The organism is Pollutimonas thiosulfatoxidans (assembly GCF_004022565.1).
Lineage (GTDB): Bacteria > Pseudomonadota > Gammaproteobacteria > Burkholderiales > Burkholderiaceae_B > Pusillimonas_D > Pusillimonas_D thiosulfatoxidans.
Genome location: NZ_CP022987.1, coordinates 3,433,719 through 3,459,359 on the forward strand (window position 1 = coordinate 3,433,719; position 25,641 = coordinate 3,459,359).

General features: G+C 61.9%; 14 protein-coding genes. 10 read left to right on the forward strand and 4 right to left on the reverse strand.

The window, feature by feature from the left end:
• Positions 1-12 precede the first annotated feature (12 nt).
• Positions 13-10,959: a type I polyketide synthase gene (locus tag CKA81_RS16510; RefSeq protein ID WP_128356282.1), complete on the forward strand. Its 10,947-nt coding sequence runs from the start codon at positions 13-15 to the stop codon at positions 10,957-10,959.
• Positions 10,960-10,969: 10 nt separating this feature from the next.
• Here the strand turns inward: CKA81_RS16510 and CKA81_RS16515 are convergent, their stop codons facing one another.
• Positions 10,970-11,599 carry a LysE/ArgO family amino acid transporter gene (locus CKA81_RS16515; protein WP_128356283.1) on the reverse strand — a complete coding sequence of 210 codons (630 nt, stop codon included), beginning with the start codon at positions 11,597-11,599 and terminating at the stop codon, positions 10,970-10,972.
• A 123-nt stretch (positions 11,600-11,722) separates the two neighbouring features.
• Between CKA81_RS16515 and CKA81_RS16520 the strand changes: the two genes are divergently transcribed.
• The gene (locus CKA81_RS16520; RefSeq protein ID WP_128356284.1) at positions 11,723-12,625 is read left to right on the forward strand and encodes a LysR family transcriptional regulator ArgP; all 903 of its coding nucleotides are present in this window, start codon (positions 11,723-11,725) and stop codon (positions 12,623-12,625) included.
• A 64-nt stretch (positions 12,626-12,689) separates the two neighbouring features.
• Positions 12,690-13,541, forward strand: coding sequence for a M90 family metallopeptidase (locus CKA81_RS16525; RefSeq protein WP_128356285.1), 852 nt, complete (start codon positions 12,690-12,692; stop codon positions 13,539-13,541).
• A 15-nt stretch (positions 13,542-13,556) separates the two neighbouring features.
• Here CKA81_RS16525 and CKA81_RS16530 read toward each other — a convergent pair whose 3' ends face one another.
• Together CKA81_RS16530 and CKA81_RS16535 are read right to left on the reverse strand one after the other, a co-directional pair.
• Complete coding sequence (locus CKA81_RS16530) at positions 13,557-13,838, reverse strand: peptidylprolyl isomerase (RefSeq protein ID WP_128356286.1); 282 nt, start codon at positions 13,836-13,838, stop codon at positions 13,557-13,559.
• Positions 13,839-13,926: 88 nt separating this feature from the next.
• A complete protein-coding gene (locus tag CKA81_RS16535) occupies positions 13,927-14,820 on the reverse strand; it encodes a LysR substrate-binding domain-containing protein (RefSeq protein ID WP_128356287.1) in 894 nt (297 codons plus the stop codon).
• 148 nt (positions 14,821-14,968) lie between these two features.
• On the opposite strand from CKA81_RS16535, the gene CKA81_RS16540 reads away from it, so the two are divergent.
• Positions 14,969-16,006, forward strand: a complete 1,038-nt coding sequence (locus tag CKA81_RS16540; protein WP_394342562.1) for a DUF1338 domain-containing protein — start codon at positions 14,969-14,971, stop codon at positions 16,004-16,006.
• Positions 16,007-16,048: 42 nt separating this feature from the next.
• Positions 16,049-17,227, forward strand: coding sequence for an aspartate aminotransferase family protein (locus tag CKA81_RS16545; RefSeq protein WP_128356288.1), 1,179 nt, complete (start codon positions 16,049-16,051; stop codon positions 17,225-17,227).
• Here the strand turns inward: CKA81_RS16545 and CKA81_RS16550 are convergent.
• Positions 17,224-18,102, reverse strand: a complete 879-nt coding sequence (locus CKA81_RS16550) for a LysR family transcriptional regulator (protein ID WP_128356289.1) — start codon at positions 18,100-18,102, stop codon at positions 17,224-17,226. The two genes, CKA81_RS16545 and CKA81_RS16550, sit on opposite strands and share 4 nt — an antisense overlap.
• A 109-nt stretch (positions 18,103-18,211) precedes the next feature.
• Here CKA81_RS16550 and CKA81_RS16555 point away from each other — a divergent pair, with 109 nt between their 5' ends.
• From CKA81_RS16555 to CKA81_RS16575, 5 genes are read left to right on the forward strand one after another with little or no spacing between them, the layout of a single operon-like run.
• Positions 18,212-19,009 (forward strand): putative hydro-lyase, encoded by a 798-nt coding sequence (locus tag CKA81_RS16555; RefSeq protein WP_128356290.1) that lies wholly within the window; start codon positions 18,212-18,214, stop codon positions 19,007-19,009.
• A 17-nt stretch (positions 19,010-19,026) separates the two neighbouring features.
• On the forward strand, positions 19,027-20,082 hold the full coding sequence (locus CKA81_RS16560) for a TRAP transporter substrate-binding protein (protein WP_128356291.1): 1,056 nt from the start codon (positions 19,027-19,029) through the stop codon (positions 20,080-20,082).
• Positions 20,083-20,084: 2 nt separating this feature from the next.
• Positions 20,085-20,690 (forward strand): TRAP transporter small permease subunit, encoded by a 606-nt coding sequence (locus tag CKA81_RS16565; RefSeq protein ID WP_128356292.1) that lies wholly within the window; start codon positions 20,085-20,087, stop codon positions 20,688-20,690.
• Positions 20,680-21,963 (forward strand): TRAP transporter large permease, encoded by a 1,284-nt coding sequence (locus CKA81_RS16570; protein WP_128356293.1) that lies wholly within the window; start codon positions 20,680-20,682, stop codon positions 21,961-21,963. The genes CKA81_RS16565 and CKA81_RS16570 overlap by 11 nt, the downstream gene beginning before the upstream one ends.
• A gap of 15 nt (positions 21,964-21,978) precedes the next feature.
• A complete protein-coding gene (locus CKA81_RS16575; protein ID WP_128356294.1) occupies positions 21,979-25,641 on the forward strand; it encodes a hydantoinase B/oxoprolinase family protein in 3,663 nt (1,220 codons plus the stop codon).

Genomic DNA, 25,641 nt, shown 5'->3' on the forward strand with positions numbered 1-25,641 from the left:
CTGGAGCCATTCATGAGCGACAACGACAAGCCAAGCCTCCCGTTCTTCCTGCCTCACATACTGGATCAGCGTGCGCGCTCGCCGGGCGATGGCTGGTGGTACGCCTTTCTTGATAGCCAGGGCAAAGAGCAGTGCCGCTGGATGGCACCGGAGCTTGCGGCGCGAGCACGTGCCATCGCCGCCCGCCTGATGCGCGACACCCAGCCCGGCGAGCCCGTGTTGCTGGTGTTTCCCGCCGGGGCCGACTTTCTTGCCGCCTTCATGGGCTGCCTCTGGAGCGGTCGGCTTGCCACGCCGATCAACCCGCCGCGCCGCAACCGGCTGATCGAGCGGCTGGTGGCCGTCGCGACTGATTCGGGAGCACGGGTAGCGCTGACCAGCGAGGCGCTCTTGGGCGCCACAGACGAGTGGCGCGTATCGAACGAGCACCTTGGGGCCTTGTCGTGGGTGGCCATCGATGATCTTCCTGATCAGGAAGATCTTATGCCGGCGGATATCAGGGCAGAAGACACGGCTTTCCTGCAATACACATCCGGCTCGACCGCCATGCCCAAGGGGGTCAGGGTCAGTCACGGCAACCTGCTGGATGACTTGCAACGCATGGGTGATGTCTGGGGACTGCAAGAGAAGTCCGTCATGGTCAGCTGGCTACCGGCCTTCCATGATCTGGGCTTGATTTTCGGCCTGTTGCAGCCGCTGTATTCTGGCTGTGGCTCCGTGCAGATGGCACCCAATACGTTCTTGCAGAAGCCCTTGCTGTGGCTGCAGGCCATGTCGCGCTTTGGCGGCACGCATTCGGCAGCGCCCAGCTTTGCCTATGATCTGTGCAGCCGGCGTATCGCTGTAGAAGAGCGGGCCGGGCTGGACTTGAGCACCATGGTCATGACCATGAACGCCGCCGAACCCATCAACCCGGCCGTCATGGATCAGTTTGTGGAGGAGTTCGCCGAATACGGGTTCAAGCGGGAAGCGTTTGCACCGGCCTACGGCCTGGCCGAAAGTACCTTGGCGGTGACTGCCAATCCGGTGGGTCAGTTGCCGGTATTGAGGTATTTCGATACGGATGCACTGGCCGATGGGCGGGTGCTGGTGGTGGACGAGGCGGGGCCTGCTACGCGCTTGATGCCGGGTAGCGGCCGTGCCTTGCCCGATGTGCCCATCGCCATCGTCGATCCTGAAACCTTGCAACGTTGCCCGCCTGATCAAGTGGGTGAAGTCTGGGTTGGCGGACCGACCATTGCCGCGGGCTATTGGCGGCGTGCGGAAGAGTCGGCAGCGGCTTTTGGCGCCACGATAGCGCAGGAGCCCGAGGCGGGCGGCTTTTTGCGCACTGGCGACCTGGGGGCTTTGGTGGATGGCGAGCTCTTCATTACGGGCCGCATCAAAGATCTGATTATTCTGGCGGGCGCCAACTTTTATCCGCAAGATATCGAGTGGGTGGCGCAACGTTCGCATGCGGCACTGAGGCGCGATAATGGCGCCGCCTTTTATCTGGAGCCTGCAGCGTCGGGCACAGGCCGCGAGCAGGTCGTGCTGGTGCAGGAACTGGAGCGCTCGCAACGCGGCACTGCACCCGAGCCTATCTTCGCGGCCATTACGCAAGCCGTCTGGCAGGAGCTCGAGATTTCCTTGTCGCGTATCTTGCTGGTGCCGCCTGGCACGGTCTTGCGTACGTCCAGCGGCAAGATACAGCGCATGGCAAACAAGCGGGCGTACCTGGCTGGCGAGTTGACCGCAATTGCGCAGTGGGAAGCGCAAGCACCGGTCGTCGCTGAGGCTGCAGCATCGGAAGCTGCAGCGGATCAGGGCCTGGATCACCACAGCTTGCGCGCCTGGTTGGTGGACTGGCTGGCGCAGCGGCTGAACCTGCCAGCAGCCGATCTGCAGGCGGACCGTGGATTTGCCGAATTGGGCCTGGACTCTTTGGCTTCGACGGAACTGGCCTTCGCGCTGGAGCAACGGCTGGGTGTGCCAGTGCCCGAAACCGCCGCTTACGATTATCCAACGCTGGCACGGCTGCTGGCTCATTTTGCGCCCAGTGCACCAGCAGAAGCCGCCGAGCAAGGCGCTCAGTTCCACAATCGGGACGACGATGCGGCATCCAACGACCTGATCGCGGTAGTCGGCCTGGCCTGCCGCTTCCCGGGCGCACCCGACGCACTGGCTTACGAGCGTTTGTTGGCGTCGGGGCAGGCCGCAGTTGGACCAGCGCCTGCTGGCAGGCCCGAGGGCGAGGGTTTGCCGGCGGGCGGCTATATTGAAGATATCGATCGTTTCGACGCCGCCTTCTTTGGCATCCGGGACGGCGAAGCGGCCTATATGGATCCGCAGCATCGCTTGCTGCTGGAGGTCGCTTGGCATGCGCTCGAGGACGCCGGGGCGGCGGATGCGCAGCGCCGCCCGCCCGCCACTGGCGTGTTCGTCGGCATCAGCACCCACGACTACGGCGTGCGCTTTCAGGGTGCCGGCACTGGCTACACGCCTTTGGCCACGACGGGCAACTCGGCCAGCGCAGCGGCTGGGCGTCTGGCCCACTTGCTGGACGTGACCGGCCCGGCAATGGCGGTAGATACCGCCTGCTCTTCCTCCCTGGTCGCCGTCCACGCAGCTTGTCGCAGCTTGCGGCAGGGCGAATGCGACATGGCCCTGGCCGGCGGGGTGAACCTCCTGATCAACGACACGCTGACTCGGGGCTTTGCTGCGGCGGGCATGCTTAGCCCGACGGGTGCCTGCAAAACCTTTGATGCCGCAGCCGACGGCTATGTGCGCGGCGAGGGCGGGGGTTTTGTGGTGTTGAAGCGCTTGTCCGATGCCTTGCGTGATGGCGATCATGTGCGCGCCATCGTGCGCGGTATGGCCGTGAATCATGATGGGCGGGCCAGCTCTTTGACAGCGCCGAATGCGTCTGCCCAGACCGCCCTCATACGCAAGGCCTTGCACGACGCGCGCCTGCAGCCTGCCGATGTGCAGGTCGTGGAATGCCATGGCACGGGCACGCCGCTGGGTGATCCCATCGAAGTCCAGGCGCTGGCGGATGCCTATGGCCAGGACCGCAACGCAGCCTTGCTGCTGGGGTCGGTTAAAACCAATATTGGCCATCTTGAAGCGGCCGCCGGCATTGCCGGCATGATCAAGGCCATCCTCGCGCTGGAGTCCGGCAAGCTTGCCCCCACCTTGCATCAGCACGAGCCGAACCCCCGCATTGCCTGGGACCGCCTGCCCGTCCAGGTAGTGACTGCGGCCCGGCCCTGGCCCCAAGGCGGGCCGGCTCGCGCCGCCGTCAGCAGTTTCGGCTTCAGCGGGACCAATGCGCATGTCATTCTCCAGGCGGCTGCCCAGCACGTCGCAGCTGTTGATCACAGCCCTATCGTGCTGCCCTTGTCGGCGCCCGATGCACCAGGTCTTGATCGGCTGGCCGCCACGCTGGCAGACTGGCTCGAGAAAGGCGGCGTTGATTTACGCGGTCTGGCTGCCAGCGTGGCCATTGGACGGGGTCGGTTTCCCGTGCGTGCGGCCATCGTGGCGAACGACTTAGCCGAAGCCGTAGCCGGCCTGCGCGCAGTCGCTGCAGGCGAAGCGCCGGTCATCGGTGCCCGCGGCATCGCGCCCGCGGACGCGCCCAAGGTGGGTTTCCTGTACACCGGACAAGGCAGCCAGTGGGTAGGCATGGGCAAGGACCTTTACGGCAGCGACCCTGTGTTTCGAGGTGTCGTGGACCATTGCGCCGCCATCGTCGACCCATTGATCGGATGTTCGCTGGTGGCAACCATGTTCGACGATGGCCCGGACAACGAACTGGCCGACACAAGGCTGGCCCAGCCAGCCTTGTTCGTCCTGGGTTATGCGCTGGCGGAAAGGCTGCAGGCCTGGGGCATCGAGGCGCAGGTATCGATAGGGCACAGCCTGGGTGAGTGGGTGGCCGCATGCCGCGCTGGTGTCTTCAATTTGGACGATGCCTTGCGCATGGTGGTGCAGCGCGGCTGGCTCATGGCCTCAGTATCTGAGGCAGGCAGCATGGCCGCGGTTTTTGCGTCCCTGGCCAGCTTGCCATCCGCAGTGGAATCACTGCTATCGAAAGTCGATATTGCAGCCATTAACGCGCCTGACGAGTTCGTGGTGTCGGGTCCGGCAGCAGATGTCGCTGCCTTATGCGCCGGCCTGGAGGCCCAGGGCATTGGCTGCCAGTTGCTGCGCACCTCGCATGCTTTTCATTCCCGGCTGATGGAACCGACGCTCGAACCTTTCGCTTCTGCCATGGCTGACGTCGTCTTGCGCCCACCCACCGCTGCACTGGTGTCCAACCTGACCGGTACGCTGGCCGCGCCCTTCGACACGCCAGCCTATTGGGTCCGGCACATACGCGAGCCGGTTTGTTTTGCTCAAGGGATGTCCGCGCTGGCGGCGACCGGGGCCCGTGTGCTGATCGAGGTGGGAGCGGCGCCGGCACTGATGGCTGCGGCGTCTCGAGCCGCCGGGTTCGGCGAGGCGCCTGTTCTGGTGCCTACCTTGCGGCGCAACCGACCGGCCTCGCAAACCTTGGGCAATGTCTTGGCGCACCTGTTTGTCAGCGGTGTCGATGTCCGCTGGGACAAGATCTATGCGCCATCGGAAAGAATCGCCGCACCCGGTTATCCCTTTGCCGATCAACGGCATTGGGTGCCTTTGCAGCAGGCGGTGGCCATGGCGCCATCAGAGGCGTCAGTCGCAGTTGGCGCTGCGCTGGCATCTGTAGCGACTGAGACAGCAGACCATGCCTCGGTTGTTCAGCTACAAAGCCCACAAGAACAACGGCAACAGATCGCCGAAGCCCTGGCCAGATCGTTGCAATTGGCGTCGGCTGACGCGGACTCTGATCGCGGATTCCTGGAGCTGGGTGTGGATTCCCTGGCCTTGACTGAAGCCGTAGCGACATTGGAGCGCCGTTGGACAGTCGCCGTTCCGCGCCGGGCCTTGTTCGAGAACCTGGGCAGCCCCAGGCGCTTGCTTGATTACATCGTGCAGAACCTGGCGCAAGCTCCTGCTGTCCAAGCGACGGCGGCAACAGTGTCGCCGACGGTCGCGGCAGGGGCAAGCACGCCACCGCAGTCGGCCTTGCCGGCAGCCCCATTGGCAGCGCTGGGTGATCTTCAGGCCCTGGCCAGTTTCTCGCGAGCCTATGTAGACCGCAGCCGTGGCTCTCAGGCGCAGCGGCGCGAGTACGGGCCGTATCTGGCGGACAGTCGGGCCGTGGCGGGCTTCCGTACCGAGACCCGCTCCATGTTGTATCCCATCGTGGGGGCGCGGGCATCGGGCAGCCGGCTGGTCGACGTTGATGGTAACGAGTACGTCGATATCGCGATGGGCTTTGGTGTGCAGTTGTTCGGCCACAGCCCGGCCTTTCTCGTCGATGCCATCGATCATCATATCCGTGATCGCGGCCTGTTCATTGGTCCTCAAGCCCATCTTGCCGGCGACGTGGCGCAGCGTATCTGCCGCCTTACCGGCAATGCCCGAGCCGCTTTCTGCAATAGCGGTACGGAAGCCGTCATGACGGCCTTGCGCCTGGCTCGTCACGCAACGGGTCGGCAGCGCATCGCCATGTTTTCCGGCTCGTATCACGGTCACTTCGACGGTACGCTGGCACAGGTGGGCGCCGGTGGAGCAACGGTTGCGCTGGCGGGTGGGACTCCGGCGGGCATGGTGGGCGATGTACTGGTATTGGATTATGGCGATGAAGCGGGCGCGTTGGAAATACTCGCCCGCGAGGGCCATACCCTTGCTGCTGTCATCGTCGAGCCAGTGCAGGGTCGCCGCCCCGACCGCCAGCCGCGCGCTTTTTTGCAGCAGCTGCGCACGCTTACGCGTGAATCGGGCACCGCGTTGATTTTCGACGAAGTGTTGCTGGGCTTTCGCGTGGCGCAAGGCGGGGCGCAGGCCTGGGCTGGTGTGCGCGCCGATCTCGTCACCTACGGAAAGATCGTGGGTGGCGGCTTGCCGATAGGCATTGTGGCCGGCGAGGCCCGTTACCTGGACGCACTGGATGGCGGAGCGTGGTCATTCGATGGCAACGATCCGCCGCGCGACGAACGCACCTTCTTTGCCGGCACCTTCAACAAGAATCCACTGACCATGGCGACGGCGCAGGCCGTACTTTGCCATCTGGAGGCAGCGGGACCCGGCCTGCAGGAATCGCTGAACCAGCGGACGGCATCATTCGCGGCTCGTCTTAATGACGTGCTGCAGGCACTGGAAGCCGGCATATCCGTACACAATTTCTCGTCGCTATTCCGCTTCGTGGGTGGCAGCGATCTGTTCTACAACCACCTGATCCAGCATGGCGTATATGTCTGGGAAGGGCGCACCTGCTTTCTTTCGACCGCGCATACCGACCAGGACCTTGACCAGATCGAAGACGCGGTGCGCCAGTCGGTGTGCAGCATGCAAAAGGCCGGCATGCTCGCTACCGGCGCCCGCGCAGGACAAGCAGCGGCACAACCCGCCGCGCAAACCGGCCCGGAGCGGGTGCCGACCACGCCTGGGCAACAGGCTTTGCGACTGCTGGCCGCCTTCAGCCCCGAGACGTCCGCCGCCTACAACCAATCGCTCATCTTTGACTTCACAGGTGATCTGGATGTGGCGGCGCTCGTAGCGTCGTTGGCCGATTTGGTTGACCGGCATGAAGCCTTGCGCAGCACCTTTCCCGAGGAGGGCAGCAGCCAGTTGATTCATTCCGCGCTGGTGCCCGATGTTAGCGTGATCGATTTCGATCCCGAGCACGACGGCCCTGAACAGGCATGGCTGGATCGCATGGTGCTGGCACCGCTGGACCTGGAACAGGGGCCGCTGGTGAGAGCCTGTGTGGTCCGCCATGGCCCCCAACGGTTTAGGCTGGTGGTTGTGATGCCTCACGTCGTGACGGACGGCTGGTCCATGCAAGTGATGGCGCTCGAGATGGCAGAAATGTACAGCGCACGCATTGAACAGCGGCCAGCGGTGCTCGAGCCGCCGGTGCCCTATCGCCGCTATATCGACCACTGTCGTCAACGTGCCTCACTGCCAGAGCTGGCGGCGTACTGGCAGGATCTCTATGCCAACGTGCCGGCGCCCTTGGCCCTGCCGCTGGATAGGCCGCGCCCGGCGCTGCAGACCTTTGCCGGTGCCCGGGCAAGCCGCGACCGATTGCCTGCAGGCTTGCTGCAACGGCTGGAAGCGCAGGGTCGGCGCAATGGCTGCTCGTTGTTTTCGATATGTCTTGCCGCCTATGGCCGTCTGCTGTCGCGCCTTAGCGGCCAGGACGAGACCGTGGTCGCGATATTTTCGGCGGGGCAGCCCGAGCTTGCGGCGCCCACCCTGGTAGGCTATTGCGTAGGCGTGCTGCCTTTGCGGCTGGCCACCGGGTCCAACATTGACAATGCCGAGTTGATCCATGACACACAGCGGGCCGTCTCTGCAGCCATGGCGCATCGCGATTATCCCTATGCGCGACTGCTCAAGGATCTGAAGCTGCGTCGCGATCCGTCCCGTCCGCCATTGGCCTTGGTGTCATTCAATCTGGATCGCATGTCGGCCGCACCCCAGTTTGCGGGGTTGACGACAGCGGTCGATGCCAACACCCACGGCGCTGTACGCTGGGACCTGAACTGGAACATGCAGATCGACGATCGCGGCCTGCGTATCGATGCTCATTACAACCGCGACCTTTTCGATGCTGTCCGCGCGGAAGGCTGGCTGGATCAGTATGTGTCGATATTGGAAGAGTTCGTGGATGGCCCAGACGACGCCGGCATGGTTACGGCGACCCGAGTTGCCTGGGACGGCGCGCACACCTTGTCGGCGCAGGTGGCCCGCCACGCCGCAGTGACGCCTGCGGCGCCCGCCGTGAGGGATCGTCATGGCATCGTTGACTACCAGACGCTGGACTCACAGGCCGCAGAGCTGGCCGGCCGCCTGGTGCAAGCGGGGGTGCGCGCCGGGGACCATGTGGCCTTCAGGCTGGAGCGCGGTCTGGGGCCGGTGGTCGCAATACTCGCCATCATGCGCCTGGGCGCTGCCTTTGTCCCGCTGGACGACGAGCACCCGGATGCCCATCACGCCGCCATCCTGCAAGACTGCGGCGCCACCGTGTTGGTGGCTGACCCTGCCGCGGGTCGCCAGCCGACTTCCATACCTACCGTGCCATGGACGCGTGCCGCCCTTGCGCCGCTCCAGGCCCAAGGCGCCGCTTTACCCTGCAGGGCCGTGGCGGCTGACGATATTGCCTATGTGTTGTACACCTCCGGCTCAACCGGCCGGCCCAAGGGCGTGCGCATTTCATTTGAGGCTGTCCAGACCTATGTCTCGGCCTTGTTCCAGCGGCTGCAAACAAACGGGCCCATGTCCTTTGCCATCGTGACCTCATTTGCGGCCGACCTGGGTTATACCTCCGTGCTGGGCGCTCTATGGTCGGGCGGCCTGCTGCACGCCGTGGATGCCCAGACCGCCCGCGATCCGGACGCGATGCAGCGCTGGTTCACGCAAACGCCGGTAGATGCATTGAAGATTGTGCCGGCCCATCTGGCAGCGCTGCTTGATTCGCCCCAGGCGGCTGCGCTATTGCCCCAACGCGCCCTGATTCTGGGCGGCGATGCCTTGACCTGGCGTTTGTTTGATCGCATACGCGCCTTATCGGAAACTTGCCGAATCTATAACCACTACGGCCCCACCGAAACTACGATCGGGGCCTGCATGACCGAAGCTGCCCCGGCTTTACGCTTGGAAGGCGAGGCGATTGTGCCGATTGGACCCGCCCTGCTCGGATATTGCGTCAGTATCGTGGACGACCAGGGGCGCGCAGTGGAGGACGGCGGTGAAGGCGAAATCGCCATCAGCGGCCCGGCTGTCGCGGCCGGCTACACCCACAGTGATGCCACGGCCCAGGCATTCTCCGTCAACGCAGCGGGGCAACGCAGCTATCGCACGGGTGATCGAGGGTACCGACGTCAGGATGGCGCCATCGTGTTTGTCGGGCGCATGGGCGATATGGTGAAGATACGCGGCCACCGTATCGAACCGGCCGGGCTCGCCGATTTGATCAGGAGCTACCCAGGCGTGCGCGATGCTGTCGTATTGGTGGATGCCACCGCTGGCAGGGAGGCCAGCCTGGTTCTTGCGATGGCGGGGGCCATCGAGAAAAAAGCCGTGCTGTCCTGGCTTGCCGAGCGCGTGCCGGCAGCCATGGTGCCGGCACGCGCCATCGTATTGCCGGAGCTGCCATTGACAGTGAACGGCAAGATCGACCGGCAGGCTGTGCTGCATAGCCTTGCCGAGCTTGCCGTGCCAGTGGCTGAAGATGACAGCAAACTAGCCGGGCCAGGAGCGTCGACGCCGGCCACCAATATTCTGCATGATTTATGGTGCGAGGTATTGCAATGTGACGACCTTGGCCTGGACGACGACTTCTTCGCGTTGGGCGGCGATTCCATCATGGCCATCCAGATTGTAGGCCGAGCCCGGGCGGCGGGCTGGGCCCTGACGCCTACACAGGTGTTCCAGGCACCCACCTTGCGCTCGCTGGCGCAACTGGCTGTGCCCGTTCAGGGCGCCGCTGCGGGTTTGTCGCCGATAACAGGTCCGGTGCCCTTGACGCCCATCCAGCGCTGGTTTCTGGAAACACCCATGGCGGATCGTAACCGGTGGTGCCTGACGGCGGTGTTTCATACGACCCTTGATGTGGACCACGCTACCCTGCAGTCGATACTTCAAGCAATGGTAAGCCGGCACGATGCGCTAAGAACCCGCTGGAATGCAGCGGGGGGCGAGCTGGTACAGCAAGTGGGCGCCGGCGATGTGCTGGACGTTGTGGTCCTTGAGGCCGACAACGCTAGCGCCGCAAGCCTGCACGCCATGGAGAACCAGTTGGCCGACCAGTTGGCCGACCAGTTGATGGACGGCATCGATTTGGCCGCCGGCCGTATCATCGCGCTCGGGGCGATCCGGGCAGGCAAGCAGGGCTCGCGCGTTGTCGTCGCCGTCCATCATGGCATGACCGACATGGTGTCCTGGGGCATTATTGCGGATGACCTTGAAGCCGGCCTCAGTAAAGGTCCGGATGCCATTGCCGCTGCTTCAACCTCGTGGTCCTGGTGGGCGCATTCACTAACACAGCAGCTTGGTGCCGTATCGGGCTCGCAGGCCTACTGGAATAGGGTCGCGGCGCAAGCCCAAGCAAGCATGCCGGTGCCTGCCGACCTTCCCGAAGCGTCGAACCGCGAAGGCGATGTGCAAGCGGTGCAGTTGCGCATAGCCCCCGATACGGCAAGCCCTTATCTGACAGGCATGGCAGAGGTATTCGGCTTGCGCGCGCACGAAGCGGTATTGGCTTGCCTGGGCCGTTGTCTCGTTGATTGGGCCAGCGGGGCGGTGGCCATCGAACTGGAAGGCCATGGACGACGACCCTTCGATGCCACCGTCGACCTGTCCCGCACAGTGGGCTGGTTTACGACACGGTATCCCCTGATGCTGCCCGCGCCCCTGCAAGACGCTGCTGCCTGGATCATCGTCGCCAAGGAGGGTTTGCGACAGATACCGGACGAGGGCATAGGCTACGGCATGCTGCGCTATGGTGGGCAAGCGGATCTGCAGATCGAGCCAGCCATCTCTTTCAATTTTGTGGGCGAATTGAAGCAGTTCGGGGGAAGCGAGCTGGCCCTGATGCGCCTGGGTGCCGGTCAGGAGCGTAGCCCGCAGGCCGGTCGCCGCCATTTACTGGCTTTCGATAGCTGGCAGGAAGAGGGCTGTCTGGTGTTGTCTTGCCGCCATGGCGCGCAACACACGACGCAGACCATCAAGGCTTTGCTCGAGCGCTTCGAGCAACAGCTTGTGACCCTGGCCCAAGCTTGCGCGTCCTCTGCGACGGCGGTTTATACGCCGTCAGATTTCACGGGCATGGAGTTTTCGCAAGACGAGCTGGACCGGTTGATGGGCGAATTGGGCGAATCTTGACCGCGGATGCCTAGGTCGTGCCGGTTGCCAGACGCAGCGCCAGCCCGGCCATCACGACGGCAATGGTTCCGTCCAGAACCCGCCAGGCGCGCGGATCGGCAAAGACCGGCGCCAGGAGGCGCGAACCGGCCCCCAGGATTGCCAGCCACAGTACGCTGGCTGACAGGGCGCCGGCTGCAAACGCCAGCCGGCCGTCGGCAAAACCATGCGCCAGCGATCCGACCACCATCATGTCCAGCCAGAAATGCGGATTAAGCAATGTGAAGCCCAAGGCGCCCAGTAAGGCCGCCCGGCGCGAGGGAACTGCCCGGTGCATGGCGGCAGCGGCTTGAGGCCGCCAGGCGCGCCGCGCCGACTGCAAGGCATACCAGAAAAGAAAGCAGACGCCGAACCCCAAGATGGCGTCGGTCAACCAGGGAAACCAATGCGTGATCGTCTGCAAGCTCCATACGCTGGCGAAGATGAATACGGCATCGATCAGTGCGCAGAGCAAAAGAATGCTGATCAGGTGCGCCCGCAGCAGCCCCTGCCGTAGGATGAACGCACTTTGCGCGCCAACCACGGCAAATAGTCCCAGGCCCGTGGCGGTGCCACTTGCCCAGGCAGTGAGTTGCGCGGAAGAAGAAACGAATGACAGCATGTTCTGAATAACTTTCCAGGTGGTAATGACAGTGTTTGTGCCGGGTCCGGGATGTCATTCTGGCTTAAGCGCCGTGTAAACTAAAGCTAATTAAAGTTAAGCACATTAAGTTTCGCTAATGACATGAGAATCGATCACGGAAACCTGCGAGCTTTGGCCGCAGTGGTGCATGAAGGAAGTTTCGAGCGCGCAGCGATGGCGCTGTCCGTCACGCCTTCCGCCATCTCGCAACGTATCAAGGCGCTGGAAGAGCGCATGGGACGGCTGCTGGTTCTACGTACTGTGCCCGTGACTGCCACGTCCGATGGCCAGGTGCTGGTTCAACTGGCCAAGCAAACCGCAGTGCTGGAGCACGACGCGCTTGAACGCCTGGGCCTGGATGACCAGGCGGCTCAACCCAGCATCGCGGTGGCGGTCAATCACGACAGCCTGGAAACCTGGTTCATGCACGCTGCCGAACTATTCGCCACGCAGTCCAGTGCCACGCTGGATCTGCAGTCGGAAGATCAGGACCACACGGCGGCATTGCTGCGCAACGGTTCGGTGCTGGCAGCGGTCACGACGCTGGCCGACCCAGTGCAGGGGTGTCGGCTGCATCCGCTGGGTTCCATGCGCTATGTCGCCACCTGCTCGCCGGCGTTTCATGCGCGCTTCTTCAGCAAAGGGGTCAACGCACGCAGCGTCGCGCAGGCACCCGTATTGGTTTTTAACCGCAAGGATGCCTTGCAAGGCCAGTTTGCCGGCAGGATTATGGGCGCCGCGCCATGGCAGCCTCCGGTGTGGTGGTTGCCGTCGTCGCGTGCGTTTGTACAGGCCACCTTAAGCGGCCTGGGCTGGACCATGAATCCGCTGCCGCTGGTCCAGCACCATCTGGATGCTGGTAGGCTGTTGCCGTTACGAGCACGCGCATGGGAGGACGTACCACTTTACTGGCAACATTGGCGGGTAAATTCCCAGGCGATGCAGGCATTGACTGATGCCGTGCTGCAGGCGTCTCGCAGCCTTGTCAAACGGCGCGCCGGCTAGCCCGTTCCGGGGTGGCGGCAGTTAATATACAGAAGGCAGTTCATCACACGAGTGGATGGTTTCTATGTTCCGATGGTTGGCCGGACGGGGGGCATCGCTGCGCGAAACAGCGCGCGAGCTGGCCCGCATTCCCGATAGCGCCTGGCTAGAGGCTTTGGGCGCGCATCATTTTCTGTCAGGACTTTCCGCTGAAGAAAGCGCCGCACTGCGTCAGCGGGTAGCCTGGCTGCTTGCAAGTAAAAGCTTCACCGGCGTGCATGGGCTGGTTATTTCGGACCAAATCCGTCTGTCCATTGCGGTCCAGGCTGCCTTGCCTGTGCTGCACCTGGATCTGGCCGTATACGAAGGCTGGACGGAAATCGTGGTGTATCCGGGTGGCTTTCTTATTCCACGCACCGATGTCGATGAGAACGGCGTTGTGCACGAATACGTGCAAGAGGCTTCCGGCGAGGCCTGGGAAGGCGGACCCGTTATCTTGTCGTGGGAAGACAGCAGTGGCGGTTTGGCCGATGGCACCAATGTTGTGATTCACGAGTTCGCTCACAAGTTGGACCTTTATGCCGGCGAAGCCGATGGCATGCCTAGCCTGTCGGCGCATCGCGAGCTTGCGCCCGCGCGGTGGCGGCAAGTTCTGGACGATGCGTTCGATCGCTTCGAGCGTGCCTTGACGTTGGTAGAAGAAGCCATACCCGCTGATGTCGACCCCGAATCGCAGGAAGGCGCCGCCTGGTTCGATACCTTGCCGCTGGATCCTTACGCAGCGACTGACAAGGCGGAGTTTTTCGCTGTCAGCTCGGAGGCGTTCTTTGTGGATCCGGCTCCGCTGGCGAGCGCACTGCCCGAGTGGTATGGCTTGCTGGCGCTTTATTACCGCCAGGATACCGTGCTGCGCCTGGCTTCAGGTGCAACACGGTAGCCAGGGCTGATGCGATCAGTCCTGACGATCTGTGACTTCCAGCAAGTGGTAGCCAAACTGGGTCTTGACTGGCCCTTGCACGACATTCAGCGGGGCGCTGAAGACGACTTCGTCAAATTCCTTCACCATGTCGCCGGGGCCAAAGCTGCCCAGGTTGCCGCCGTCGCGGCTGGATGGGCAACTGGAATTATCTTTTGCCACTTGGGCGAAATCTGCGCCGCCTTCAATCGCGGTTTTCAGGTCTTGGCACTGTTCTTCAGTGGCGACAAGGATGTGGCGGGCTGTGGCTTGGGTCATGATGTGTGCTCCTTCTGAATGAACCCGACAGCTTAAAAGCAATCGCGGCCCGGTGCAAATGCCCGTCGGGGCCACTGCTGTCGGCCCGCTATGTTTGTTTGGCCTCATCGAGCAGCCAGTCGCGAAATGCCTGCAAGCCCGACATCTTGGCTTTCGGGCGTGGGTAGATAAAGTAGTAGGCGCCAGCCGAATACGGCTCCACCGCAAACAAGCGGATCAAGGCTCCTTGCTTCAACTCGTCATCGATCAACAGTTCGGGCAGCAGGGCCACGCCCAGTCCGGCCTTCGCCGCTTCGGCCACCATGGAAAACAAATCGAAACGCGGCCCCGGCGCTCCGGCCGGCTCGGGCAGGCCGTGAAACTCAAACCACCGGGGCCAGGCGTTAGGGCGGGATGCGGAATGCAGCAGCTTGAAGCGCGCGATGTCGGGGTGTGCCGCTGGGCGCCCATGCTGGGCAATAAAGGATGGACTGCACACGACCACCTGGCTTTCTTCGGCGATGAGGTCATAGTCGCAGTTGGGCCAGTCGGGCTGCCCGAAGATGATGCCCGCGTCCAGGCCGGTGCCCGAGAATTCGAAGCGGTCCAGTTGCGTGGAAAGATTCAGCACCAGACCGGGATGTGTATGCGCCAGCTTGCGCAGGCGCGGCATCAGCCAGCGCGTGGCGAAGGTGGGCACGACGGCCAGGTTCAGTACACCGCCGCCTTGCCGGGTGGCCATCATCTCGCGAACGACGCCTTCAAGTTCATCCAGGCACGGAACCAGGCGCGCCCAGAGCAGGTCCGCCGCGGCTGTCGGATGCAAACTGCGCGGGCGACGCTCGAACAGCGTCAGGTCAAAGAAGCTTTCCAGGCTCTGTATCTGCTTGCTGACGGCGCTTTGGGTAACGGACAGCTCTTGTGCGGCCTTGCTGATGCTGCGCAGGCGGTAGACGATTTCAAAGGCGGTCAGGGCCGGAAGAGGAGGGTAGCGGGTTCTCATAAGATAGCGCCATGGTATTCCAGCCAGGAATGCCAGGGCAAGTTAATTTCGCTTTACGCTGCTGTCGAACATTTCGATAATCTTTGCATCCGGCGCCCTGCCAGGCGCCTTCGTTCATTATCCTTGCAAGCGATTTCCTATGTCTACTGTGTCGACCCCTCTCGTTACTCTATTAAACGCCTGTCTGGGCGAGGCCCGCAGCGGCGAGCTCATGCAATTGATGCATATCCCGGAAGTATTCCACAAAGGCATTAATCCTGATCCCGACCAGAACCTCGTCAGCCGGGCTGAACTGGCTTTCGCACTGAACATGTTGTTGTTCCGCGACTTGCTGGAGCGGGTGCCCGAGGGCAAGGCCTACACACAAGATACCTTGGCTACGGGTGGGCGTGTTTTCTTCGACCACGGTGCCGTGCGCACGGTCGCGTTGCCGCGCTGCGGTGCCCTGCCGGGCGGTGAGGAATGCTTGACGCGCGTGCTGGCGCCGCTGGGCTATCGGCTTAACGAAATCTATCCCTTGCCGCGCCTGAAGATGACAGGGCGCTCTTATGTGCACGACGATCTGCCTGAAGAGATGCCTCAGTTCTTCGTCAGCGAGCTGCATGTCGACCGGTTCTCTCCCGCTTTTCAAAAGGCGGCGGAACGCGTGGTGGCCGATAGCGTCGACCCGTTGGACGCCATTCATCATGACTTGCTGAACACACTGGCGGCAGAGCGCGCCTTGCCTTGGCGCGATGCCCTGGCCCTGCTGACGGCGATGTTCCGTTGCTTTGATCGTCAGCATGGCACGCCGGCCCTGGCGGATTATGAGATCCTTCAGGCAGAATCACAGGAAATGGCCTGGATCAGCACCGAAGGCAATGCCTTCAATCATGTAACTGACCGGGTGCCTAATGTAGAACAGCTGCGCGATGAGCAAGAGCAGTTGGGGCGGTCCATCAAGCCGAATGTAGAAGTTGCCGCCCGCGGCAGCGTGCGTCAGACTGCTTACCGTGCAGCCCAGGTCGAGCGCGTGTTCCGCAGCGAGCAGGGTTGTGTGCTGCGCCGCGTGCCCGGCTCGTTTTACGAGTTTATTTCGCGCGACCGCGTAGATCACGCCCAAGAGGGCAAGAAGCTGGACCTGGGTTTTGACAGCGGCAACGCCACAGCGATTTTTCAGATGACTGCGGCAGAGGCAGTCGGCTGAGCGGCTGGCCGGGCTACGTTAACCATTACAACCAAGGTTTCTATGTCGAGCAAACACCTGATGGACACCTACCGTCGCGCACCGCTGGCTTTCAGCCGTGGCGAGGGCATCTACCTGTACACCGATGACGCCACCCCCTATATGGACTTGACCAGCGGGATCGGTGTGAACAACCTGGGCTACAGCCATCCGCACATCGTACGGGCGCTCACCGAGCAGGCCGGCAAGCTATGGCACGTATCGAATCAATTTCGTATTCCGGGTCAGGAGCGGCTGGCGGATCGGCTGTGCGAGGCGAGCTTCGCTGATCGCGCATTCTTTGCCAACAGCGGTGCGGAAGCTGTCGAGTGCGCCTTGAAGCTGGCGCGCCGCTATTTCGATGTCAGCGGGCAGCCCGATCGATGGCGCACCATCGTATTCGATGGGGCCTTCCATGGGCGCACGTTCGCCTCCATCATGGCGGGCGACGGCGAACAGTACCGCGAGGGCTATGCCCCCCATATGGATGGATTCGACCGTGCCCAGTTCGGCAACCTGGATTCCGTGCGGGCACTGATACGCGAAAACACGGCGGCCATCATGGTAGAGCCCGTACAGGGCGAGGGCGGCGTGCGGGCTGCCAGCGCTGAGTTCCTGGCGGGCCTGCGCCAACTTGCGGACGAGTATGGTCTGCTGCTTATTTTGGACGAGGTGCAAAGCGGCAATGGCCGTACCGGCAAGCTGTATTGTCATGAGTGGTCGGGCATCACGCCCGACATCATGGCTACTGCGAAAGGCCTGGGTGCCGGCTTTCCGATGGCCGTATGTCTGGCAACCGAGGCGGTCTCGCAGGGCTTTGGGGTGGGTAACCACGGCACCACCTTCGGCGGAAACCCGCTAGCCATGGCGGTGGGTAATGCCGTCCTGGACGTGCTGACCGAGCCCGGATTCCTGGATTCCGTGCAGGATATTGCCGTGTATTTGCGCAAGGGCCTGACCGATCTGGTCGATCGGCATCCTGCACTGATACGGGCACCGCTGCGCGGCTCAGGCCTGATGATAGGCCTGCCGGCCATCGCGCCCAATACGGAAATCGTGAGCGCTTTCCGGCAGCAAGGCGTGCTGGCACTGACGGCGCGTGACAACATCGTTCGCCTGCTGCCCCCGCTGGTCATTACGCGAGATCAGGTCGATGCCGCGCTGCACGCCATGGATGCTGCGCTTGCCGGGTTGGCTGCCTAACGGTGGTCCAGGGCCAGCCTGGCGATGGCCTCCAGCAGGTAGGCGTCGGCGGACAAGACATAGCTGATGGTAAATTGCAGGTCCTCCAGTTGTCCGTCGACCACATCGACGATGCGCAGTTCCCCGCTTTTCAGTTCGGACTGAATGATTGTGGGCGGCATGACGGATACGCCGATGCCTCCGGCGCACATGCGGGCGATGGCCGACAAAGAGGTGTTGCCGTATAGCTTGAAGTCGGCAATGCCAGCGCGCACGAACATGTCGCGCAGGCCCTGGTAAGGATGAGTCACTTTGGAATAAGTGATGATCGGAAACTGCGCAATGTCTTTCAAGGTGATGCGGCCTGCGGGCAGGGGCAGCGAGGGCGGCGCTACCCAGGCCATGGGGTAGCGCACGTAATCGTGATTGCGCACGTTGGGCGCAAGTATGGGCATCGACGGAATGATCATGTCCAGATCACCCCGCAATAGGGAATCCCGCAGGTTCGCTGAAACGTCTACCTCGATGTCGACAACAACAGAGGGATAGACCGTCTGCATCTTCTGCACCAGTCCAACCAGTTGGGTATGCGCGATGGTCTCGGCCACACCGAGGCGGATATGGCCGCGCAAGGTATCCGATGTACCGACCGTGTGCTGTATCTCGGATTGCAGCCGTAGCATCTGTTCCGCATAAGGCAGTAGTTCGCGGCCCTTGGGCGTGACCACCGTTCGTCGTGGCTGACGATCTATCAGCGGCATGCCTATGGTGCTTTCCAACTGTGCTATGCGCTGCGACACCGCAGATTGCGTGGTGTTCAGGCGTTTCGCTGTATGACCAAATCCGCCGAGCCGGACCACCCACACAAAGGTTTCCAGGTTTTTAAGGGTAATCATGTTTTTCTTTATGCCATCATAAAAAGTGATGGCAGACCATAACTTTAAATCGTTTGTTTGTATAGCCCGACTGCCTTTTAATAGCCGGTCTCAGCTTATTTTCTTTAGGATGCACGGCGTGACTCGCAATTCATTGATCCCTCGCGAACTTCGTCAACAGATACGCACAGGCGCGATACAGGGCCAGACATCTGGTATGGCGCCCGGCTTCGTACAAGCCAATCTGGCCATCCTGCCCAAGGACTGGGCCGACGACTTCCTGGCCTTTTGTCATGTGAACCCCAAGTCCTGTCCGGTCATCGGCATGACTCAGCCGGGCGATCCCTTCCTGCCGCTGTTGGGCGAAGAGATCGATCTGCGCAGCGATCTGCCTGGCTACTACGTCTGGGAAAACGGCGTACGCGTGCAGGAAACGACGGATGTTTCGTCCTTATGGCGCGATGATCTGGTCGGCTTTGCCATCGGCTGCTCGTTCTCGTTCGAGCATGCCTTGATGGACGCCGGCATCAGGCTGCGCCATATCGAGGAAGGGCGCAATGTCGCGATCTTCCGCAGCAATATTCCATGCGCCCCTGCCGGCCGGTTTCAAGGTCCGATGGTGGTGTCCATGCGTTCGATGACGCCGGCCGACGCCATCCGTGCCATCCAGATCTGTACCCGCTTTCCGAACGTGCACGGCGCACCCGTGCATTTTGGCGATCCGGCAGCCATAGGCATTGCGGACCTGAACAAACCCGACTACGGCGACGTCGTCGAGATAAGACCCGGCGAGGTGCCGGTGTTCTGGGCTTGTGGCGTTACGCCGCAAGCCGTACTGCAGACCAGCAAACCCCCGTTTTGCATTACCCATGCGCCCGGATCCATGCTGATCACTGATCTTCGCATCAGCGAGATCTCGCTGTTCTAACGATAACTGGAGTAGACATGTCACATTCAAAATGGCTTAAGCCATTGCTGTCCCTGGCCCTTGCCGCTAGCGTATCCACAATCGCCGTGGCCGAAGATTTGCCCAAGGCAAAACTGAACGTTGTCGGTAGCTGGAGCAACCTGTCGCAGTACAAAGACTTCGAATACCCGTTCTGGACCAAGGAAATCCCCGAGAAATCCAACGGTGCGATTACCGCGCAGATCAAGGGCCTGAATGAACTCGGCCTGAAAGGCGGCGAAATCGGCCGACTGATGCAGCAGGGCGTGATCCAGTTCGCGTCCATCCCTCCCGGCTACCTCGCCAGCGACGACCCGCGTAACGAAGTGATCGACTTGGCGGGCCTGAGCCCCGATATCGAAACCGCTCGCAAGGTCACCGAAGCCTATCGCCCCGTCCTGGAAAAACTGTACGCGGAAAAATATGACGCCAAGCTATTGGGCGTATGGCCGTTCTCGAGCCAGGTGCTGTATTGCAAGGCGCCCATCACGGGCTTGAAGGACTTGGCCGGAAAGAAAGTGCGCACGGGGAATCGCACGCTTACCGATTTTGTCGGCGCGCTGGGTGGTACGGGCGTAACGCTGACCTTTGCCGAGGTCGTGCAAGCCTTGCAAACCGGCGTGGTCGATTGCGCCATTACCGGCACGCTGTCGGGCTATTCGGCCAAGTGGTACGAAGTCAGCGACTATCTGTACACCTTGCCGGTAGGCTGGAGCCAGGTCGTGCATAGCGTCAGCAACAAGGCGTGGGACAAGCTTGATCCCAAGACGCAGGCTTTCCTGCAAAAGGAAATTCAAGGTCTCGAAGACCGCATCTGGATCGCAGCCGACAAAGAGACAGCTGAAGGCATCGCCTGCAATACAGGCAACGCTCCTTGCCCTTACGGAGATCCAGCCAAGATGCAAGCCGTCGAGTTCTCGGATGCCGACCGCGATGCACTGCACAAGCTGCTTGAAGATGTCGTGGTCAAGTCCTGGAGCCAGCGCTGCGGCCCGGCGTGCAGCGCCGATTTCAATGAAACCGTCGGCCCGGTCGTCGGCATTACCCTGCCCTAATCATGCAAAAGCTCTACACCTGGGCCGAGCGGCTCAGCAGGGCCGCTACCTGGGGTAGCGCGGCCTTGCTGTTTGCCGTGGCCGCTTACATCACCCTTGACGTGGTCATGCGCAAGTTGCTGAATATATCGCTGCACGGCAGCGATGAGCTGGCCGGCTACGCCCTTGCCATCAGCACGAGCTGGGGGCTGTCGTTTTCCCTGTTGCGGCGCGCCAATATCCGGATAGACGCTCTGTACTCTCGCTTGCCGCAGCGCTGGACGGTTTGGCTGGATCTGCTGGGCCTGATCGCGATGGGTATCTTCATGGCGTTTGTGACGTGGTTCGCCACTCAGATGCTGATCAGTTCGGCAACCATGAATGCCACTGCAAGTACACAATTGCAGACGCCGCTGATTATTCCGCAAGGCTTGTGGGTCGCCGGATTCATGCTGTTCATGTTTGTTCTGGTGGTTCTCATCTTGCGCGTAGTAGGTTTGCTGGTCCGTGGCGACACGGCAGGCGTTCGCCTTATCGCAGGCATCCGCAGCGTTGAAGAGGAAGTCAGCGACGAGGTGTCGCCGCAGACGCTGCAGGCGATTCAATCAGAGGTGCCCCATGCTCGTTAACGCCTTGATGTTATTACTGGGGATGCTGGCCCTGGCCGTTCCTGTGGCTGCGGCCATGGGCATACTGGGGCTGGTCCTGGATCAGCTCTATTCAATGCTGCCTTTATATAGAGCCAGCGGCGAAGTATTTTGGTCGACCAGCACCGATTTCCTGCTGGTTTCCATACCGATGTTCATATTGCTGGGCGAGCTTATGCTGCGGGCCGGCATGGCCGAGCGCCTGTACGATGCCATGGAAAAATGGCTGGGCTGGCTACCCGGCGGTCTGATGCACGCCAACATTGGCGCCTGTGCCGCCTTTGCCGCCACATCGGGATCCAGCGTGGCCACGGCTGCCACCATCGGAACGGTGGCGATTCCCCAGGGCGAGCGACACGGCTATTCGCCACCGCTATTTCTGGGCACCTTGGCCGCGGGCGGTACGCTAGGCATCTTGATTCCGCCGTCCATCAACATGATCATCTACGGCACGCTCACCGATACTTCGGTGCCACAGCTCTACCTTGCGGGCTTTTTTCCCGGACTGGTACTGGCGGTCATCTTTTCGCTGACCGTGGTCGTTGCTTGCTACTTCAGGCCCGCCTGGGGAGGCGTCCGTCAGGAAACTACCTGGCGTGCGCGGTTTGCGTCGCTGATTAACCTGGTGCCGCCATTGCTGATCTTCGTGGTGGTGGTCGGATCGATTTATGCCGGGATCGCAACGCCTACAGAAGCTGCTGCCGTCGGCGTCATGGCAGCACTGGCCTTGGCTGCGTTGTATAAAAGCCTTTCCTGGGCGATGCTGCGCGAGGCCGCAGAAAGTACGATACGTACGTCGTCGATGGTCATTCTGATCGTTCTGGCGGCCTACTTCCTGAATTTCGTACTGGTGGGCATCGGCTTGACCGATAAACTGACAAGCACCATCTTGAGCCTGGGCTGGACGCCCATGCAGACATTCATGGCAGTTGTGCTGTTTTACCTGGTGTTGGGCTGTTTCCTGGAAACGCTGTCCATGATGGTCACAACGATACCAATCACCGCGCCGTTGATGATAAGCATGGGCTTCGATCCGGTCTGGTTTGGCATCGTGGTTATGGTGCTGCTTGAAATGGCACTGATCACGCCGCCTGTCGGGCTTAACCTGTTTGTCGTACAGGGCGTGCGCAGGGGTGGCTCGCTGAATGACGTTATCTTTGGGGCAATTCCCTTTGTTTTCGCCTTGATGGCCATGGTGGCATTGCTGGCCTTTGTGCCGGGCGTGGCTACCTGGTTGCCGCAACAGTTTTATTGAGAAGGACAAAGCTAAATGGCTACACACACCACGAGCGACGTGGCAGGTTTCGATAAACGCTGGCAGTTTTGGGTGGATCGAGGCGGCACGTTTACCGATATTGTTGCTCGCCGCCCCGACGGCACCTTGCTAACGCACAAGTTGCTGTCGGAAAACCCCAGCCAGTACCCGGACGCGGCGTTGGCGGGTATACGCAAACTGCTGGGCTTGCGGGCAGACGAGACGATACCGGGCCGCGAGATCGAAGCGGTGAAGATGGGTACTACGGTCGCCACCAACGCCTTGCTCGAGCGCAAGGGGGATCGCACCGTGCTGTTTACCACCCAGGGCTTTCGCGATGCCTTGCGTATCGGCTATCAAGAGCGTCCCCGTATCTTCGATCGCCACATCATGCTGGCCGAGCTCTTGTATAGCCGCATCGACGAGGTCAACGAGCGGGTTACCGCACAGGGCGATGTCCTGCAGGCGCTCGACGCCGATGCGGTGCGCCGCCAGTTGCAAGAGGCTTACGCCGAAGGGTTTCGCTCGATCGCTATTGTGCTGATGCATGCCTATCGCTACCCGCAGCACGAACAGCAAGTGGCTGCCCTGGCTCGCGAAGTGGGCTTCAATCAGGTGTCTGTATCGCACGAAGTCAGCCCCATGATGAAGCTGGTAGGGCGCGGCGATACAACCGTCGTCGATGCCTACCTGTCGCCAATTTTGCGTCGCTATGTGGACCGCGTGGCCAGTGAGCTGGACGGCGTGCGCCTGATGTTCATGCAGTCCAACGGCGGCCTCACAGCGGCTGATCGCTTCCAGGGCAAGGACTCCATCCTGTCCGGTCCGGCCGGCGGCATCGTCGGCATGGCGCGCACGGCTGAGGCCGTGGGGACCAGTACGCTTATTGGCTTCGACATGGGCGGCACGTCGACCGACGTTTCGCATTACAACGGCGAATTCGAACGCGCCTTTGAAACCGAGGTGGCTGGCGTGCGCCTGCGCGCCCCCATGATGAACATCCACACCGTTGCGGCTGGCGGTGGCTCTATCGTGCATTTCGATGGTTCGCGCATGCGCGTGGGTCCTGATTCGGCCGGTGCGAACCCGGGTCCGGCAGCCTATCGCAATGGCGGTCCGCTGACCGTCACCGATTGCAACGTCATGCTGGGCAAACTGCAACCCGAGTTCTTTCCGAAGATCTTCGGTCCGCAGGGCAACGAAGCGCTGGACGTCGACACGGTGCGCCGCAAGTTTACCGAGCTGGCGGCCGAGATCCAGGCCGCTACCGGTAGCGTCAACACGCCCGAAGAAGTAGCCGAAGGCTTTCTTGATATTGCGGTCGCCAATATGGCCAACGCCATCAAGAAGATTTCTGTCGAGCGCGGCTATGACGTCACCAAATACACGCTGGTGTCATTTGGCGGGGCGGGCGGACAACACGCCTGTCTGGTGGCTGATGCACTTGGCATGACCCGGGCGTTGATACATCCGCTGGCGGGCGTGCTCTCGGCCTATGGGATGGGCCTGGCCGATATCACCGCCATGCGCGAGGCCAGCGTAGAGCTGGTGCTCGAAGGCAGCGAACTTGAAGCTTGCGAGCGCGTGCTGGCAGAGCTGGGGCAGGCGGCGCGCGACGAAGTCGCCAGCCAGGGTATTCCGGCTGATCGCACGCAACTGATCCAGCGCGCCCATTTGCGCTACGAAGGTACGGATGCCGCGCTGGTGGTCAACTACGGCACGGCGGCCGAGATGCGCGAGCGTTTCGAACAGACTTATTCCCAGCGCTATAGCTTTTTGATGCCCGACAAGCGGCTCGTCATTGAAGCGGTTTCTGTGGAAGCCATCGGCCTTAGCGGCGTGGCTCCGCAGCAGTCCGCTGCAGCGGCGGCTGACGGCGCTGCTCCGGTTGCGCAAGCCAGCGTAGCGCTTTATTTCGAGAAAGAGCGTCATGATGCGCCGGTATTCTATCGGGATGATCTTAGCCCGGGCATGCGTCTGCTGGGACCGGCCGTGGTGTGCGATGCCAACGGCACAACCATCGTCGAGCCCGAATGGCAACTTGAAATCCTGGGCGGCGGCGAAATCCTGCTGACACGGGCGGTGCCCAAGGCCGGACGGCGTGCCATCGGTACAGAGGCCGACCCGGTCATGCTCGAGATTTTCAACAATCTGTTCATGTCGATCGCCGAGCAGATGGGGGCGACACTGGCCAACACGGCCTTCTCGGTCAACATCAAGGAACGCCTGGACTTCTCTTGCGCCTTGTTCGACGCGGACGGCAACCTTATTGCCAACGCGCCGCATATGCCGGTGCACTTGGGATCCATGGGCGAGAGCATCAAGACCGTGATCCGCAAGAACGCCGGACGCATGCGCGCGGGCGACACCTATGTGCTTAACGATCCCTACAACGGCGGCACGCACTTGCCCGATATCACCGTCGTCTCGCCGGTGTTCGACGAAGACGGCAGCACCATATTGTTCTTCGTTGCCTCACGCGGGCACCATGCCGATGTGGGTGGCATCACTCCTGGATCCATGCCGCCCAACAGCCGGACGATAGAAGAAGAGGGCGTGCTGATCGATAACTTCAAGCTCGTCGAAGGTGGTCGCATGCGCGAGGCCGAACTGCGTCGCTTGCTGACCGAGTGTCGTTATCCTGCGCGCAACCCGGCGCAGAATATCGCCGACTTGCGCGCACAAATCGCGGCCAACGAGAAAGGCGTGCAGGAACTACGCCGCATGGTGCGCGAGTTCGGCCTGGATGTCGTGCACGCCTACATGGATCATGTGCAGGACAACGCCGAAGAGGCTGTGCGCCGCGTAATCGGTGTGCTGCAAGATGGCGAGTTCCATTACGAACTGGACAACGGCGCCTTTATTCGCGTCGCCGTGCGTGTGGACACTGCCAATCGCAGCGCCGAGATCGACTTCACGGGCACTTCCATGCAGTTGCCGGACAACTTCAATGCGCCGTCGGCTGTGTGCATGGCTGCTGTGCTGTATGTCTTCCGCACCTTGGTCAATGATGAGATCCCGATGAACGCCGGCTGCCTGAAGCCGCTGAAAGTCATCATTCCGGAGGGTTCCATGCTCAACCCATTGCCGCCCGCGGCAACGGTGGCAGGCAACGTCGAGACTTCGCAGTGCGTGACCGACGCGCTCTATGGCGCCCTGGGCGTGATGGCCGCAGCGCAAGGCACGATGAACAACTTCACCTTCGGTAATGATCGTCATCAGTATTACGAGACGATATCCGGCGGTTCGGGTGCCGGCATCTTGCGCGGCCCCGACGGCAAGCGCGTCTACTTCGACGGAACCGATGTCGTGCAGACGCACATGACGAACTCGCGCCTCACGGATCCCGAAGTGCTGGAGTGGCGTTTCCCGGTCTTGCTGGAAAGCTACGTCATTCGTGAAGGCAGCGGTGGGCGTGGCAAGGCCAGCGGCGGCAACGGCGGTATACGACGTGTACGCTTCCTCGAACCCATGACTGCGTCCATCCTGGCCAATCGCCGGCGGATCGCACCGTTTGGCCTGGAAGGCGGCGAACCGGGTGAGCCTGGCAAGACCTATGTCATCCGCACGGACGGCAGCAGGCTCGAACTGGGCGCGACCGGGTCGGCCGACATGCAGCCGGGCGATGTGTTCGTGATCGAGACGCCGGGAGGCGGCGGTTTCGGCACGCCGCAGTAG